Genomic DNA, 15154 nt, shown 5'->3' with positions numbered 1-15154 from the left:
TAGTCAAAAATACAAAGCAAGTTACATTTAATTAATTTTTTGCAGATTATTAATTGTGAAAAATATTTCATCATCAGCGATTTCGCTGTCATAATCAATGTTAATTTGAGTTGGATAACCGAGTATCGGATCATATTGTACAGTCAAGTTTGCTGCGTGACGAGCGATGGCATCTTTGATAATATTAAATAATTTAGGAATTGTATTATATTGTTGAAATAATTCTGCATCAGCTGGCTGTGTAGTTGATTTATAAGTAATAGAAACTGGAAACCGATTACGTACTTCAATAATTACTGGTTCTGTAGCTTTAGGTAAACAATTGCAATTTCTAGTGAATTCATAGCGATAGTTAGAAATTCTTTGCTGTCTCCATAATCGGTAATTAATTTTAAATTGTTCTAAATTGGAACTAGTAGTGGCTGGACTTTGTGCTACCTGTATGGAAGGCATAGACATTACAGGTAGATTCAACCCCAAAGATGCTAGCAAAATGCTACTAATTGCAATTAGGGAGCGCATAAAAATCTATTGTGAACTACAGTTCCTTACTTTAACGTGCTTCAAGATGATTACCAAAACATTGAAATTATTTGTGACACAACGTCTGTGGCAGTACGAATCTTGACCTGAGATAAACAGTCGAGACTGGTTACTCTACACTATTACCAGCCAATCGCACACTACAGACTTAGACCCAGCAGCAAAATTAACAACAATTTATCACTGCCCTAGATTCCAAAACAGTTCCCCAGGTGAATCTAGGGCGGACACGATGCCCACTTTCGTAATGTCCTGACCATGAATCTTATACAAATGCTACACAGCAATTTGCTCAAAACTAATATGATCTTTAAGAATATCTAACTCCACTTGAGAAAGTATTTTAGGTCGCATTTGCTGTAAATCACCCAGAACAATTTTAATATCCTCATAGGCAAGGTTGGCTGAGAGCGAAAAAACGTTCTGTGCATTGTTATCAAGTCAAAAGCCAAGATTTAAAACAATTCTTTAAGAATCCGCCTCAATCAATTAGGAAGAGGATTGCAGCGATAGATCCGCAGGTGGTGAGGTATTTAGTTGGTTAATTGACTTTGCAAATAGCATAACTCAGCAGTTACAGAGGTTAGATAAATGCTGTTAGGTTTTAAAACTGAATTAAAATTTAATAATGAGCAGCATACAAAGTTTTTAAAGCATTGCGGAGTGGCAAGACACGCTTGGAATTGGGGGTTAGCTTTAACTTTTGCTTGTTGACAAAGATTCAGGCGATCGCATCGAGTCTTGGAAAGTAAACTTACCCTTTCCCTTTTACCCTGGCAAGTTCACCAGTAATTAGATGTACAAGACGCCTTTCAATTCAAAATCCAAAATCCAAAATTGTATGATTACCAGGAACTAACAGCTAAACCGATAAAACCACCTCCACGTACTTCCGCAATTTTAGTTGCTGCACCAGTGGATAGATCGATTTTGTAAAGGGCTGAAGCAGACAGCGCGTAGGCTCTATTGTTGCCTTGTGAGTCTGTATAGATGTCGAACCCGACTACAGGTGGAAAGTTAAGGCCAAGACCGCCTACGGTTCTGAGAGTACCATTATTGGGTGGGTTTTGCAGTACTAACACATCACGGTCGTAGTCAATGCCAAAAAGTTGAGTTGTCGTCGCTCCAGCAACCGAATTTGTATAAGCAGCAGCGGTAATATTTGGGTCAACTCCGGCATTAACATCGGTCGTATCATAAGCCAAAGTTCCATCAACGGTAACTGCACCAGTATCTACATTGATACGGTAATTTTGGTCATTGCTACCTACTATTCGTAAGCGGTCTGGTACGGGATTGAAGTCAAACCCTGACTGAAATCCCCCATTAAAACTACTAGATAAATTGCTAACCAAAGTAGCCTGACCGTTTGTAATATTAATGGTGTATATCTTGTCAGTGTCAGTCACACCGTAAAGCAAACCGTTTGCTGGACGGTAGTCAATACCTTGTAAATTACCGTCAAGTCCTTTGACTTTAATTTCTTTTGTGTATCCACCGGGTCTTATATTCACAAGAGTATTATTGGCGGTTAAGCCGATGAATCTTAAACTAGATTCTTTGCCTGTTAAATTAACCAAAATATCATAATTTAGACTACTAATATCAGCTGAAGCTTTGTTGACATTCAAACTTAGACAAGCAGCTGCCACAGCAACTCCAAAAGCAATTTTGCTGACACTAAAAAATTTCATTGTTACACCTAAAAATCAGTTTTTATGACTTAATTTATATGCAAGTTGCATTTTACACTATTGATAGTGAATATTCAAGATTTTAATCAAGTTAATAAAAAACCTAGTTTCATCACTTACTTTTCCTACTTAACACATTTACTTTTCCTACTTTTCTTACTTTTCTTACTTTTACACATAATATTTTTTCCAACATTCAAGTGAAGTCAAGCTTACTGTATATTTATCGAACAGAATTCAGGAGTCAGGAGTCAGAATTCAGCAATGTTTTCTGTATGACTGGCGGATGAATGACCGGGTTTAAGACCCCCACCAAATCTACGATTGGTGGTTTTCAATCAGTCGCGGGTCTGAATCCCCGACTGATTTATTCTGACTCCTGAATTCTGACTTCTGAATTCTTCTTCAACATATTCTTTATCAATAGGAAACATCAGTTGAGCATAATTTTAAGGGGCTACTTCTTGGGAATAAAACTTGATAAATTTTATATTAGAGATGACGATGGTTACAAATAAGTTTGAAACGTGAGAGTAAGGATTCAGGTCTAAATTAGAGGTATTAAAGACGGTGCTTGCACAGTAGAGTTAACAATCGCTTTGATAGCTTGCTCAAAAAATTCAATTACGGAACGTCCTTGACGACGACAAGTTTGTACTACCGTCAACAAATTAGCAGTATGTTGGAACCGCTCCATCGAGCGGGAACCTCCACTAACCTTCCTCTTAGTCACCGCTAACCTGAGCGATCGCTCCGCCTGGTTATTATCCGGAGGTACTTCCGGATGGTCAAGAAAATACCACCATTGATGTGCTTTATCTCGTAAGGAGCGTAAAAGCTTACCAGCTTCTCCTCCGGCTTTACCAATCCATTGATTTATCGAGGACTCAACTAGTGATTTAAACTCAGATGCCCAACTAAAGAACTCTAGAATATTTTGATTTTGTTGGAATAAGCTGTAATTTTTGAATGCTTCGTCAATCAGCTTGACAAACTTTTCCCCAATTTCTTGATTGTTCAAACCTGGAAGCTTGATGAGCTTCTTAAAGTGACGGCGTAAATGCGCCAAACATTTCTGTTGGGCTTTCACGTCATAACCGTTATAAACGGAATAATCATCTGAACTAAGTACACCACTGTAGTTCAAGCCCAGGATGGTTTCTAATTCCGCACGAGAACGAGTATCTGCGGCATGAAACACAGCGAAGTCCGTATTGGCAACTGTGCTACTTGCTGTATTTCGATTTTTATTGGCTCTTTTATAAATCCCGTACTACTACAACAAGAACAAAACTGTGGACGTAAAACTTCAAAGCGATCCACTCTGCCAAAACCTTTACGAGTTTTTCCCGGATGCCCTGGTTGTCCTCCTGGTTTCCGCTTTGGAATCTCGCTGTCCCCATCCCCTACTTCTTGTTGATTTTCTGATTTCTTTAGGATATCCCCAGATGGTGGCTTCGATGATGTTTTACTATCTAAATCTCCTAGCGTGGCAAAACTAACTAGAGCAAAAACTTAAACGTAGTAAATTCATTATTATTGAAAAGTTTGGTTTACCTATTTACGCGTATTTCAATCATGAAAAATCTACTCTAGCAAGTTTTACCACTCTAGAGTAGAAAAAATAGCAGATCATTTTAATTGGACTCCACAAACAGTTAGAGAAGTCTTACATAAATGGCAGAAGTTGGGAGTGGAAGGTCTTTGGGAATTAACCGGTCGAGGGGTAAAACCAAAGTTGAGTGAAGTTGACATCATATTTTTAGAAGAATGCCTTAAAAAAGAGCCACGCACCTACAACAGTCGCCAACTCCCCGAGAAATTAGAATGCGTAGGCGTAGCCCGCCGCAGGCATCGCTCCATTAAAATGAGTCCCGACAGATTAAGACGGGTACTTAAAAAAGGGGGTCATTTGGAAACGAGCTTTTGATTTGTCATAAAGGAATCTTGACCCAGTAGTACGAGCGCAGAAACTCTTCAGTCCTAGAAATGCTGGAATTAGCTGCTGCCAGTGGAGAAATAGATTTAAAACTTTTGGATGAATCAGGGTTTTGTGCATGGAGTGAACCGGGTTATACCTATTACTTTAGAGGTGAGCAAAAACGGCTAGAACAAACCAAACGCCGTGGTAGGAGATTAAGTATTATTGGGTTTCTTCAACCTTTTATTAGCTTTATTTACGGTTTGGTTATTGGTGGCGTTGACAGAAAATCTTATATCCAGATGATGGAGGAAGAAGCACTTGTTGCCGAAAAGTCTGGGCGCATCAAAGTAATAGTGCAAAACAACGGCCCAATACATCGGTGCATTCATGACCTCTTAAAGAAGCTTATTTATTTTTTATAGTATTTTTGTACTATTTTTCTCCTTGACTGTGCTAGTTGCGTAAGTCCTGATTGCCTAAACACAAGAAGAAGTACTTGTATATACATTTCTCAACCAATAATGTGAAGATTATGCAAAAATGAGTATTTGAGCATAGACATCTAAGTTAAGATATTGACTATGTAGTTATTTTGAGGATCTTGAGATATTCTATTTTCAAGTTAGACACCCACGGATAACAGCCCACTAGGAGGGCATCAAAATCTTTTTACCAATCAAGAGTCAACTGTTGACTATTTTCTCTTTTAATAGGATTTAGGCGCTGGCAAAAAACAAATATGAAGAACGTATTTTAGGCATTTAATCCGAATTTTTAGATACTGTGAAGAGTGATTTTTACTGAATAAGGATGATTAAAAAGCCTAAAATAATTAATTTTCATTAATTTACACTCTAATTAATTTGTACAGTGCTTAAGAGGATGTTTGAAAAGTCTTCTTCTTGGTAGCAAAACGTTTTATATCCCCCTAAATCTCCCTTTTTAAGGGGGACTTTGATTCCGGTTCCCCCCTTTTTAAGGGGGGTTAGGGGGGATCAATAAGTGCAAAGATACAGCCAACGACTTTTCAAACAACCTCTAAGACTTAGATAGGAATGGTACTAAGTTAAGATACAGCCCGTGCCCCAACTGGTTCCCAGCCTGGAGCCTGGGAACCCTCCTCGGAGGCTCCGCCTCTCTACGAGACGCACTCGCGTTCGCAATGACAGACTTTCAGAGCGATCGCACAATCCTACTGCTAGAGGACGAAACCAAGTGTCAGGTGGAATTTCACGACTTGTGCGTACACCGTAGCCTTTCCAAGGGGGCATTAAGGGGAGTAAAAATGTGATTAATAATCACAGCCAACTACTTTTCAAACAACCTCTGAAGTTAAGTTACTGAACAAATCGATTTAAGTAGGTAAAAATTATGGCAAATATCATTGGAACCAACGGTAATGATACTCTAATGGGCAGCGACAGCGCGGACACGATCAATGGTAAAGCAGGTAACGACCTTTTGAGAAGTGGTGCAGGAAATGATACTCTCATTGGTGGTGCTGGTAACGATACCTTGAGTGCTAGCGATTCATCAGGCAATAAGTTACTGAATGGGGGCGATGGCAATGATTCTCTTTTTGCCTCTGGCGCTTTTGGTAATAATACCCTTAACGGTGGTAATGGCGATGATATCCTCACAGATGGCGATGGCAAGGATATCTTCATAGGTGGGGGTGGCAAGGATAAATTTGTTTACACCTCCTTCTCCTACAACAATAATAATATCACTGATTTCGGTGGCGTAGGAAAAGGAACAAACCCGACAGCAGCAGTCATTGCCGAAGTGGACACCCTAACATTTCAAGGTGCAGGCTTAACTGCCAAAAATCTACTGTTGACCCAGAATGGCAAGAATCTGGAAATCAGCTTTTCTGGGGTGTTTAGTCCTAACAAACTCATCCTGGAAAACTTTGCCCTGGAAAACCTGGAAAATTTGAGCAAATCTACAGGAGCCGCTGTAGACTTGGGCAATATTTTGTTTAATGGGCAAACTACCATCACAGACAGCTTTGATGTCTTCAATGCCAACTCCACTCAAAGCACTATCTTCAACTTGAACACTGTTACTTTTCTTAATGACCTCGACAATAATGTTAACGGCTTTGACAACTCAGATGATGTCATCAATGGTCAGGGGGGTAATGACATCATTGATGGCAAGAGTGGCAACGACCTTTTGAGGGGTAGTGCGGGCAATAATACTCTCAACGGTGGTGCAGGGAACGATACCTTGAACGTTGACTCTTTACTAGGCGATAATTTGCTCTCTGGGGGCGATGGCAATGATTTTCTCTTTGCCTCTGGCTACCAGTATGAGTCCGGCTCGTTCTACGGTCCACAAAAAGATGACCTTCTTTTGTTAGGTAATAATACCCTCAATGGTGGTGCAGGGAACGATACCTTGAGTGCTAGTGGTTCAAAAGGCGATAACCTGCTCTCTGGGGGCGATGGCAATGATTTTCTTGACATCTCTGGCTATCTGTATGGAGGTAGCAACCCATACTTCTCCTCTTCCACCAACTCTGTCTCATCTGGTAATAACACCCTCAACGGTGGCACTGGTGACGATACCTTAAGTGCTGGCGGTTCAAGAGGCGATAACCTGCTCTCTGGGGGCGATGGCAATGATTTTCTTGACATCTCTGGCTATGAAAATCAAGGTAGCGACTACTACTACGACTATCGCTCCTTAGGCAATAACACCCTTAACGGTGGCGCTGGTGATGATACCTTGGATGCTAGCGGTTCGACAGGCGATAACCTACTCTCTGGGGGCAATGGTAATGATTCCTTCTATCTAAACTTCTTATCCGAACCTTCTGCCGCCTCTGATTTAATTACACAAACGGTAGATGGGGGTAAGGGTGACGATGTGTTGTCCGTCATTTTTAACTATTATGCTACCGGAGGAATCACAACGACATTCAATGCCACTACTAACATTGCCTCAATTACGGCGGGCACGAATAGCGTTACCTACAAGAATATCGAACAATTAAATATCTCAGGTACAAAGTACGGTGATTTTATTGTGGGGAACGATGGCAACGATACGCTTTCCACGGGGGATGGTGGTAAAGATACGATGGATGGGGGTAAGGGTGACGATTTGTTGTCCGTCGATTACACCTATTATGCTACAGGGGCGATCGCAACAACATTCAATGCCACTACTAACATTGGCTCAATTACGGCAGGCACGAATAGCGTTAGTTACAAGAATATCGAACGATTAAATATCTCAGGTACACAGTACGATGATTTTATTGTGGGGAACGATGGCAACGATACGCTCTCCACGGGCAATGGTGGCAAAGATACGATAGATGGCGGTAAGGGTGACGATGTGTTGTCCGGCAATTACAGGTTTGCTAGCAGAGGAATCACAACGACATTCAATGCCACTACTAACATTGGCTCAATTACGGCGGGCACGAATAGCGTTAGTTACAAGAATATCGAACGATTATATATCTCAGGTACAGAGTACGATGATTTTATTGTGGGGAATGATGGCAACGATACGCTCTCCGGGAACAATGATAATTTCAATTATAGTAACAGTGGCAATGATACGATAGATGGGGGTAAGGGTGACGATTTATTGTCCGTCTATTTTTATGCTACAAAGGGAATCACAACGGCATTTAATGCCAGTACTAACATTGGCTTAATGACGGCGGGCATGAATAGCGTTAGTTACAAGAATATCGAACGATTATATATCTCAGGTACAGAGTACGATGACAACATTGTAGGGAGCAATGGCAACGATACGCTCTATGGCAATGGTGGCAATGATACGATTATTGGCGGTGCAGGTAATGATAGCTTAAGTGCTGCTGTCTATTCAGGCAATAACCTACTCTCTGGGGGTGATGGCAATGATATCCTCACAGGTGGCCGGGGTAATGATAGTCTCTATGGAGGAACTGGTACTGATACCTTTGTTTTCAATAGTTATAATGAAAGCGTTGATACTATTTATGACTTCAACGCCACCAATGAACTAATTCAGATATCGGCTGCTAGTTTTAATGGCGGGTTATCATCAGCTAATCAGTTTACAATCGGAACATCTGCAACGACAAGTAATCAACGATTTATATATGACAATATTACAGGCGCATTGTACTTTGATGCCGATGGCAGTGCTGGTGAATTTACTCAGGTAAAATTTGTACAACTTTTGGGTAATGTAACACTAGCCGAAAACAACTTTGTGGTCGTTTAATTGTGATTAGCGTTCTAAGTATTGGACTTTGGACAAAAAGAAGTTTGTTCGCGAGTCACACTCGCGAACAAAAAACTAGTCATCAGAAATTACCCCAGTTATTTTACAAACTGAGTCAGACTGAGTTAAACGCCTAAAGCCTAAGAAAATTTATGCGGCTTTGACTTTAGCGAGTGTTGATTTTGACTTCTTCTTGACAACAGGATGCTTAGTTCGTTGTGTTTGAACTTGACCTTGAACTCGACCGATGGAATTTCCTCTGGTTTTGGGAGAACGAGCGGGTGTACCAATCTCTGAAATAATTCTCTGAAAATCGCGTTGCACTACACTTGGAGTGGCAATTTTATCATTGTTTTGTTCTAAATAACGCTCCCATGGCCTGGGTAAGTGTGTTGCTAACTCCCTTGCCGCCCACAACTGTACGTAAGCTAGGATTACTAAATGTATCCAATTTTCCTCATGCAAAACATCTGGAGTTTGAAACTGCGTCATCAACAAACGCTGCTTGCTAAATCGCAGCATGTGTTCAATATCAAACCTTTGTCTATAGCAATGGTTTGCAACCGTAGGTGAGATTTCTCCACGTTGCTCACCTATGACAATTAACCACATTGGTTTCCAGAGAGATTGATTAGTATCATCAGTCACATGAATTCTGAGCAGAGTAAAAGGATGACAATACATTTTTTGGTGCTTGGTTCCCCTCATCAACATTTGATGCCAAGCGAGTATGGTGATGTTTAAAAGACGACCCTTACAGGTTGTCTGCTGAATTTGTGTTGTCTCGTCGGGAGAGTGCCAAGTTTCAACATCAGCTAAATTAAACCGTTCACCGTATTTTTTTGGACAACCACGTTTTTTCTTTGACTCATCAACGGGTGGAGATTGGTAGAAAATTCGATTACTACGAACTCTGGCTATCACTACCACATTTTTGTGTTTGGATTGGTCAAACAGAAATGAACGCTGACTATAGGCGCTATCTGCTACTAAGACGCACAATTTTTCCTGCCAGGGCAGTGATGAATCAGACATTACTGAGGAAATTTGTTCACTACCCACATCAACACCAGTTTTATCAAGTGATACCCTTTCTCCTGATATTGGTATTGACCAAGGGGCGGCATTCCCAGTTTCTTTCTCTGGTAAGATAGAAAGTATCGAATAAGAATGACCAATATTAATCGGTTTGTTACCCTTGATAGTATTTGGCTGGTAAATATACCCACGTTCAGCTAAAGTCCTCGCGTAAGGACGCGGATGCGGTGTTGTATCAAGAGCGAATAAGTAAAAAGGGCGTTGTTGTGGTTGCTTAATTAACTCAGATACCACCCTAATTAAGTTATTGGGTTTTTCTTGTTCTTCTTGTTCTTCTTCTTCATTGTTCTTCTCCTGAATATTTGTATTAAATGATTTTTGAATTGCTTTATAAATAGAATTATAGCTTCTGGGAAACAAAGGACTTAAAGATAACTCCGCAATTGAATTGGCTCCCGTATTACCCGCAAGCGCATCCAACAAATCCATACAGGCGTCGCTACATGAAGAAAAACAGTTGTAAATTTTTTGTCTAAAATCTTGAAATTGCGCTATTAATTGATTGTTATTAAATTTTGGCATAGCCATCAGTATTTACCCAAAGATACTTTGTAGTTGATATTACTATTTGTTGGGGGTCTGATGGCTATGCTTTTTTCTGCTCGTCACTATAAACAAGATTAATCATTCATTTATTCGCGAGTCACACTCGCGAATAAACTTCTTTTTGTCCAAAGTCCAATTCTTTGATGTAGCGTTCAAACTTGGCTTGAGTCCACTCCTGCCTACCTCTCGCCATAAAGCTTACCTTTCTGGATCTGCCCAGACCATGCACATCCAGAAATTGTAGAACTTTTTTATTTATTGTTGGACTTTATTATTTATTGTTGAACTTTTTTATTCCTCTACAATCAAGGGAAGTGGTATTAATCGTAGTTTTCATCGGATAAAAGATAAGGGTATCTTATTTTGTGTTGTAGCCGAGTTTGGTGTTGTCACTGAAAGCATAAGATGAGCAAGTTGCTCGCTTTATGGTTTCAAAACAGGTTGCTCATCTTATGCTTACGGAAAAGGAAGCACCGTCCAGTAGCTCTGGTCTGGGTTCAACTGACTACACTCGTATAATCGAGAGAATTTCCAAACCCTCAACAGGATTAATTCCAAGTTTGTAACACCACCTTAAAAATTTAGTGAGAGTAGGTTTTCGTCGGTATTTAGCTGGCGGGGTAACTTGAGAAAAAGAAGTCGAACTAAGTGTTGGCATAGCGCCGAAAATCTGGCCAACAGATTGAGCAGCCCACTTTTCCCAATCAAACCGAGACCCCTGAGAAAAAGAAGTATTGTCTACAAACCGACCCAGCCATGCATTACACACACAACAATAACCAAGAGAATTGCAGTCCAGATTGAGAAACTGTTGAAAACAACCACAGTACAAGCACCGCAGTTGTAGGTAACGTTGGTGAACTGGACAAACAGTTACAACTTCTATTGTCCACAACAAAGGGTTATAAATAGGTTTTCCAGCTTCACGCCAGTCTTGATAGCAGCCAGAACACCAACGTTGTTCAGTATGGAAAATATGACTGAAGTTAAGCCGCCAGGAGTGCCATTGAAGTAAAGTCAGAAAACTCAGATCAAATGCAAGGGTCTTGGAGAACGCCCAAAGCACGTAGATAAAAATCTTTCCAATCAAAATTACTAAATTCCGGGGTAGCAACTTCGATATTAGCAATAGGAATAAAACCTTTATCTAGTTCCATTTCTTTGTGAAAAGAAGCTAGTAACCTTTGTCTGATCCGACGTAATAAGGTGGTTTTCCCTACACCTGTTGGCCCAAATAAAAAGATTAAAGAAAAGAATCCTGGGTCATCAATTGCATTTTTGAGTTTGTCTGCTGCTATTAATAATTTGGGGTGCGCCATTGTATATTGCTGGAAATAAGAAATTCTGTCAGCAATAGGTAGAGTTAGTAATTCTTGAGGAAAGCTATAATCATGTGCCATTAGAACTCTCCATAATATTCAAGGGGTTCCGTAATATATGCAGTCAAATTGCTGATAGTTTCACAATTTTTACCTTCATTGCTCGATTCATCTCCTGGAAAATCATTATTTTCCTCTGCCGCAAATTCTGCCAAATTTAACTTTGGTTCCGGGATCAAATTATTTTGAATAATTTTGTGAACTTTGTCATGTTCAGCATCGCGCAAGCGTTGTTTGAGGATAGCGCCTTCTTGAGCAAATTTTGAGTTTAAAAATTCTACTAATTCCCGATCATTTATTGTTAACTTACGTCCGTAATTGCGCTGGCGCTGATTAAGTTCTGCACTCGCCAGCCGAATTTCTTTTTCGGAACGTCCTTGGAAGTATTGATAGTAAGAAGAAATGCATTTTACCCACTGTCCTTGTGCTAGTGCATAGGCAATTCCTGCATTCCAAGGGTCGTAACGAACCCACAGCATTGATTTCTCGATTTCTGGGTTACGGAATACATCTGCCCAGTAATAAATATTGTGTATTTTGACACCCTTTCCTGGCTGAACTTTACGCTTTCGTTGATCTGGTGCTGGTAGAGTCAGAATCTGGAATAATTCATCATATGCCACTCTTCGGTGTAAGCGACTTCCACCTGTTGCTAGTCCGGTGACAAAGGCATCGTTGGGACTAGTACCTAATGCAGGATGCAATCGTTGATCATAAACCGAATATGCCCATTCACAAAAGGCAGAGTACAGTTCTTCTAATGTCCAAATTGCTAATTTTTCTGGACTGACAGATTTGGTGACTTTACGGTGAAGGCGTTTGATTTGGGTGTTACCTTGCAATTCATGAATAAACTGCGTGTTCGCGGTGCCAAATAGTCTTTCAACAATTGAACCAAACCGAGCATGTGCTGGCGGGCGATACTTCAGCGTGCAAGTATAAGATGCCAATAATTGTTCAAAATAGTGACTGTGAAATTCTTTTCCGTTATCGACAACAATATTTTGCGGAAACCGTCCAAATCTAGCAACGCATATGCGAATTACCATCATACAATCGCGGTAGCTTGGCTCATCGAAGGTCAGATAAACTGATAAAATTCTTCGACTATATGCATCAACCATGAAGGTTGCCCAAGGACGACCTAAATTTTGATGAATTGAGTTGTTTGTAGCAATCAGGACTTACGCAACTGGCACAAATAGCGGGCAGGGCGCAGCCCTGACAGGCGACAATTTAAATCAAACCAAGCACATAAGAATACTTGGGCGTTTCAGTTGCTGAATTAAATAATTAGAAAGCAAGTTATGCTTGATTTGATAAATAGTTTGACCAGTTGTATAGGCTAAATTCTTTAACCTAACCCAAACTAACATTGCACAAGCGATATGATTTCTTTGAAGCCTAGCTTTCCGACATTGGCAAAATTCAATCCCAGTTAATTGTTTAATTTCTCTGTGAAACTCCTCGATTTTCCAACGAATTTTACACACCTCTTGTACAACATCCGTGGAACTTTGAGATAAATCGTTAGTTGCGACATAATCCGTTCTGTTGGTAGAAACAGTAACCCGGAATAGTTTCACTTTTTTATTAGCTGGGAACCCTTTAATTTTGATTATCTTACCACAATCTAATTCTTCTTGACTCCATTCTAATAATTCAATACGTTTATATTTTGCTTGACCAAATGTATCATCAACTAACCGATTGTCTTTTAAAGGGCAATAATAAATTTTGTCTAAGCTATCAATATATAGCATTAAACTGTGTACCGCATACCATGTATCCATCAAAACAGTATCAAATGGTAAAAGCTTATGATACACAAGGCTTTGGAGCATGTCTTTCACATGGTCTATCTTGGTTTTGCCATCGACATCAGGATTAAAAATTCGATAATCTATGACCCAAAATCTTTGAAGTGTAGGGTTGACATACACGCAGCTAACTACGCCAATGCCTTTAAGGACACCATGCTCATTACCACTATATTGTCTTCTGACTATTTCTATTTCTTCAGAATACCTTTTATCTAAAATGCTATCATCAAATATTATGTAACCATTGTCATCAGGCTCAACTACCTCTTTCACGTTATCCCATAGTAAACGAGGTGTTAATTTTTCTCTTTTCAAATAATAGTTAATTGTATCATGGCTAATACTCTCTAAATGCTCTGCCAAATTGGTAATGGTATAATTAATTTGGCTACTAAGTAGATACTGGCAATAATCTAATTTAGTAAACTTCATATTCAAAAGTATTCGTTACAGTAGCCTGAGCAGCAGCCCAAAAATTTGGTGTGAAAAGGAACAATTTACATTTGTACTCTAGTTCATTTCATCTGCATTTTTATAGTACTTTAGTACTATTTGTTAGCGATCGCATTGTGCCAGTTGCGTAAGTCCTGGCAATATGACAATTACTTAGAGATTCCAGGGAACTGACTAATTCAATATCAATTTGAGTATGGTCAATGTGGACAATCTCAAAAGGGCGACTGCCATGCCGTGGAGTAGTTTGCTCTAATTCCCAATAAAATGGTTCTTCGGAAATAGCAGCTCGATTACCAAGACGTTTTCTGGTTTGATTGTGCCCGCTTCGCTGTTTAATAGCTTGGCAAAATGTGATTCTCGATGGTGGTTTCAATGGGGGTTCATGGTTTTGGCAAGCTAAAACAAATGACTCATAAACACGTATTTTTCTGCGTTGTTTGGGTGTTTCATAATGCTCCTTGATAAAGTCGAGCATAAATTCTTGGGTTTTGGAGTCAATTTTCGGGGTACGATTGCCCTTAGTGTTGTGGTTGGGCAGTAATCCCAGGTATCCTTGACCGTAAATAAGTAAAGCTTTCTGGTACTGAGTGCGCCAACGACGGATGGTGCTGTTTGGATATACTGGAGGAGCATCTCCTAAGTATGGTTGTATTAAATTGTAGCGACGGTTGGCTTCTATAATATCTTCACAAGTTGCTCTAGTAAGAATTTCAACCGCTGCTGCTTTAATATTTGAGGTTTGTGTTGTCTCAACTCCAACAATTTTACCTGTATCAATCAATGCTGTGAATGCTGCATTTGGTAGTTCTATAAGTTTGCTATCTGCACGCAATAGTCCAGTAGTTGTCGTTCCAGTATTTACTATCTCCCATGACTCTCCATCCCAAGAAATATTAGTACCTACTGCTATTTGGAGTACTATTTGATTACTAGTTTGGGTTGTAGACTCTATTGAGTTCAGATGCTCATAAGATAAAGCAATATCTTTATTAAGAAATACGAGTACTGTTTCTGGTTGCGAGAGTTTGACTTGATTCAGTTCTACGTAAAGTTTATCTGTGGCTATTAACCAATAAAGAACATCAGGATTTATGTCTTCTATTTGTAACAGTTCTGCAAGGGTTATTCCTGGATAATTTTTTACCGTGGTTACAATCAAACTTTGCTCGGTTTCGTCTATAATTTCTGATGAGTATCCGAAATAATCTAATAGCCAAATTAGATTTTGTTGAAAGTTCCAATTAATTAGAGCATCCGACCAGACATGGAAGTCCAAGCCTTGAAGACTGTGATTTGAACGATAATTTAGCCAAACGGTCACGAAATACTTCACTCTGTACTAGGACAACATATAGTTCAAAGCTATAAATGGAGTTCAAAAAACTCAAAACTTAATTACAGCAAGGAACATGGTCAAATAGTTCATTTGTACCTTACCGTGATGAGAGAGAAATA

The 15154-nt window shown here is 39.7% G+C and carries 12 protein-coding genes and 1 pseudogene; 4 read left to right on the top strand and 9 right to left on the bottom strand.

The genetic code is table 11. From position 1 onward, the window contains the following. Positions 1-27: 27 nt before the first annotated feature. Entirely contained in the window at positions 28-522 is a 495-nt protein-coding gene (locus IQ276_RS37860) for a DUF6174 domain-containing protein (RefSeq protein WP_193919394.1), read from the bottom strand. A 612-nt stretch (positions 523-1134) separates the two neighbouring features. On the opposite strand from IQ276_RS37860, the gene IQ276_RS37855 reads away from it, so the two are divergent. After that, positions 1135-1257: a helix-turn-helix domain-containing protein gene (locus IQ276_RS37855; RefSeq protein WP_228043229.1), complete on the top strand. Its 123-nt coding sequence runs from the start codon at positions 1135-1137 to the stop codon at positions 1255-1257. 131 nt (positions 1258-1388) lie between these two features. Here the strand turns inward: IQ276_RS37855 and IQ276_RS37850 are convergent, their stop codons facing one another. Then, the gene (locus tag IQ276_RS37850; RefSeq protein ID WP_193919393.1) at positions 1389-2237 is read right to left on the bottom strand and encodes a DUF4394 domain-containing protein; all 849 of its coding nucleotides are present in this window, start codon (positions 2235-2237) and stop codon (positions 1389-1391) included. 547 nt (positions 2238-2784) lie between these two features. Continuing rightward, positions 2785-3719 (bottom strand): annotated as a pseudogene (locus IQ276_RS37845) (IS66 family transposase); the annotation flags it as partial. Positions 3720-4226: 507 nt separating this feature from the next. Between IQ276_RS37845 and IQ276_RS37840 the strand changes: the two are divergent. From IQ276_RS37840 to IQ276_RS37835, 3 genes are all read left to right on the top strand, one after another. Continuing rightward, entirely contained in the window at positions 4227-4583 is a 357-nt protein-coding gene (locus IQ276_RS37840) for a transposase (protein WP_193919391.1), read from the top strand. A 740-nt stretch (positions 4584-5323) separates the two neighbouring features. Then, complete coding sequence (locus IQ276_RS40540) at positions 5324-5452, top strand: hypothetical protein (RefSeq protein WP_255264450.1); 129 nt, start codon at positions 5324-5326, stop codon at positions 5450-5452. Positions 5453-5532: 80 nt separating this feature from the next. After that, positions 5533-8397, top strand: a complete 2865-nt coding sequence (locus tag IQ276_RS37835) for a beta strand repeat-containing protein (protein ID WP_193919389.1) — start codon at positions 5533-5535, stop codon at positions 8395-8397. A gap of 150 nt (positions 8398-8547) precedes the next feature. On the opposite strand, the gene IQ276_RS37830 is transcribed toward IQ276_RS37835, so the two are convergent. The 6 genes from IQ276_RS37830 to IQ276_RS37805 form a co-directional block, all read right to left on the bottom strand. Then, positions 8548-10023 (bottom strand): NF041680 family putative transposase, encoded by a 1476-nt coding sequence (locus IQ276_RS37830; protein WP_228043575.1) that lies wholly within the window; start codon positions 10021-10023, stop codon positions 8548-8550. A gap of 523 nt (positions 10024-10546) precedes the next feature. After that, positions 10547-11131 carry a TniQ family protein gene (locus IQ276_RS37825; protein ID WP_193925037.1) on the bottom strand — a complete coding sequence of 195 codons (585 nt, stop codon included), beginning with the start codon at positions 11129-11131 and terminating at the stop codon, positions 10547-10549. Next, on the bottom strand, positions 11073-11441 hold the full coding sequence (locus tag IQ276_RS37820) for an AAA family ATPase (RefSeq protein ID WP_193925035.1): 369 nt from the start codon (positions 11439-11441) through the stop codon (positions 11073-11075). The genes IQ276_RS37825 and IQ276_RS37820 overlap by 59 nt, the downstream gene beginning before the upstream one ends. Beyond that, positions 11441-12544, bottom strand: coding sequence for a TnsB C-terminal domain-containing protein (locus IQ276_RS37815; RefSeq protein ID WP_235116469.1), 1104 nt, complete (start codon positions 12542-12544; stop codon positions 11441-11443). The genes IQ276_RS37820 and IQ276_RS37815 overlap by 1 nt, the downstream gene beginning before the upstream one ends. Before the next feature lie 117 nt (positions 12545-12661). Further along, positions 12662-13675, bottom strand: a complete 1014-nt coding sequence (locus IQ276_RS37810) for an IS701 family transposase (RefSeq protein ID WP_193926053.1) — start codon at positions 13673-13675, stop codon at positions 12662-12664. Positions 13676-13775: 100 nt separating this feature from the next. Then, entirely contained in the window at positions 13776-15020 is a 1245-nt protein-coding gene (locus tag IQ276_RS37805) for a hypothetical protein (protein ID WP_193924247.1), read from the bottom strand. Between the last annotated feature and the right edge of the window lie 134 nt (positions 15021-15154).

This window comes from Desmonostoc muscorum LEGE 12446, from assembly GCF_015207005.2.
GTDB lineage: Bacteria > Cyanobacteriota > Cyanobacteriia > Cyanobacteriales > Nostocaceae > Nostoc > Nostoc muscorum.
This window is presented reverse-complemented; position numbering and strand designations above follow the sequence as displayed.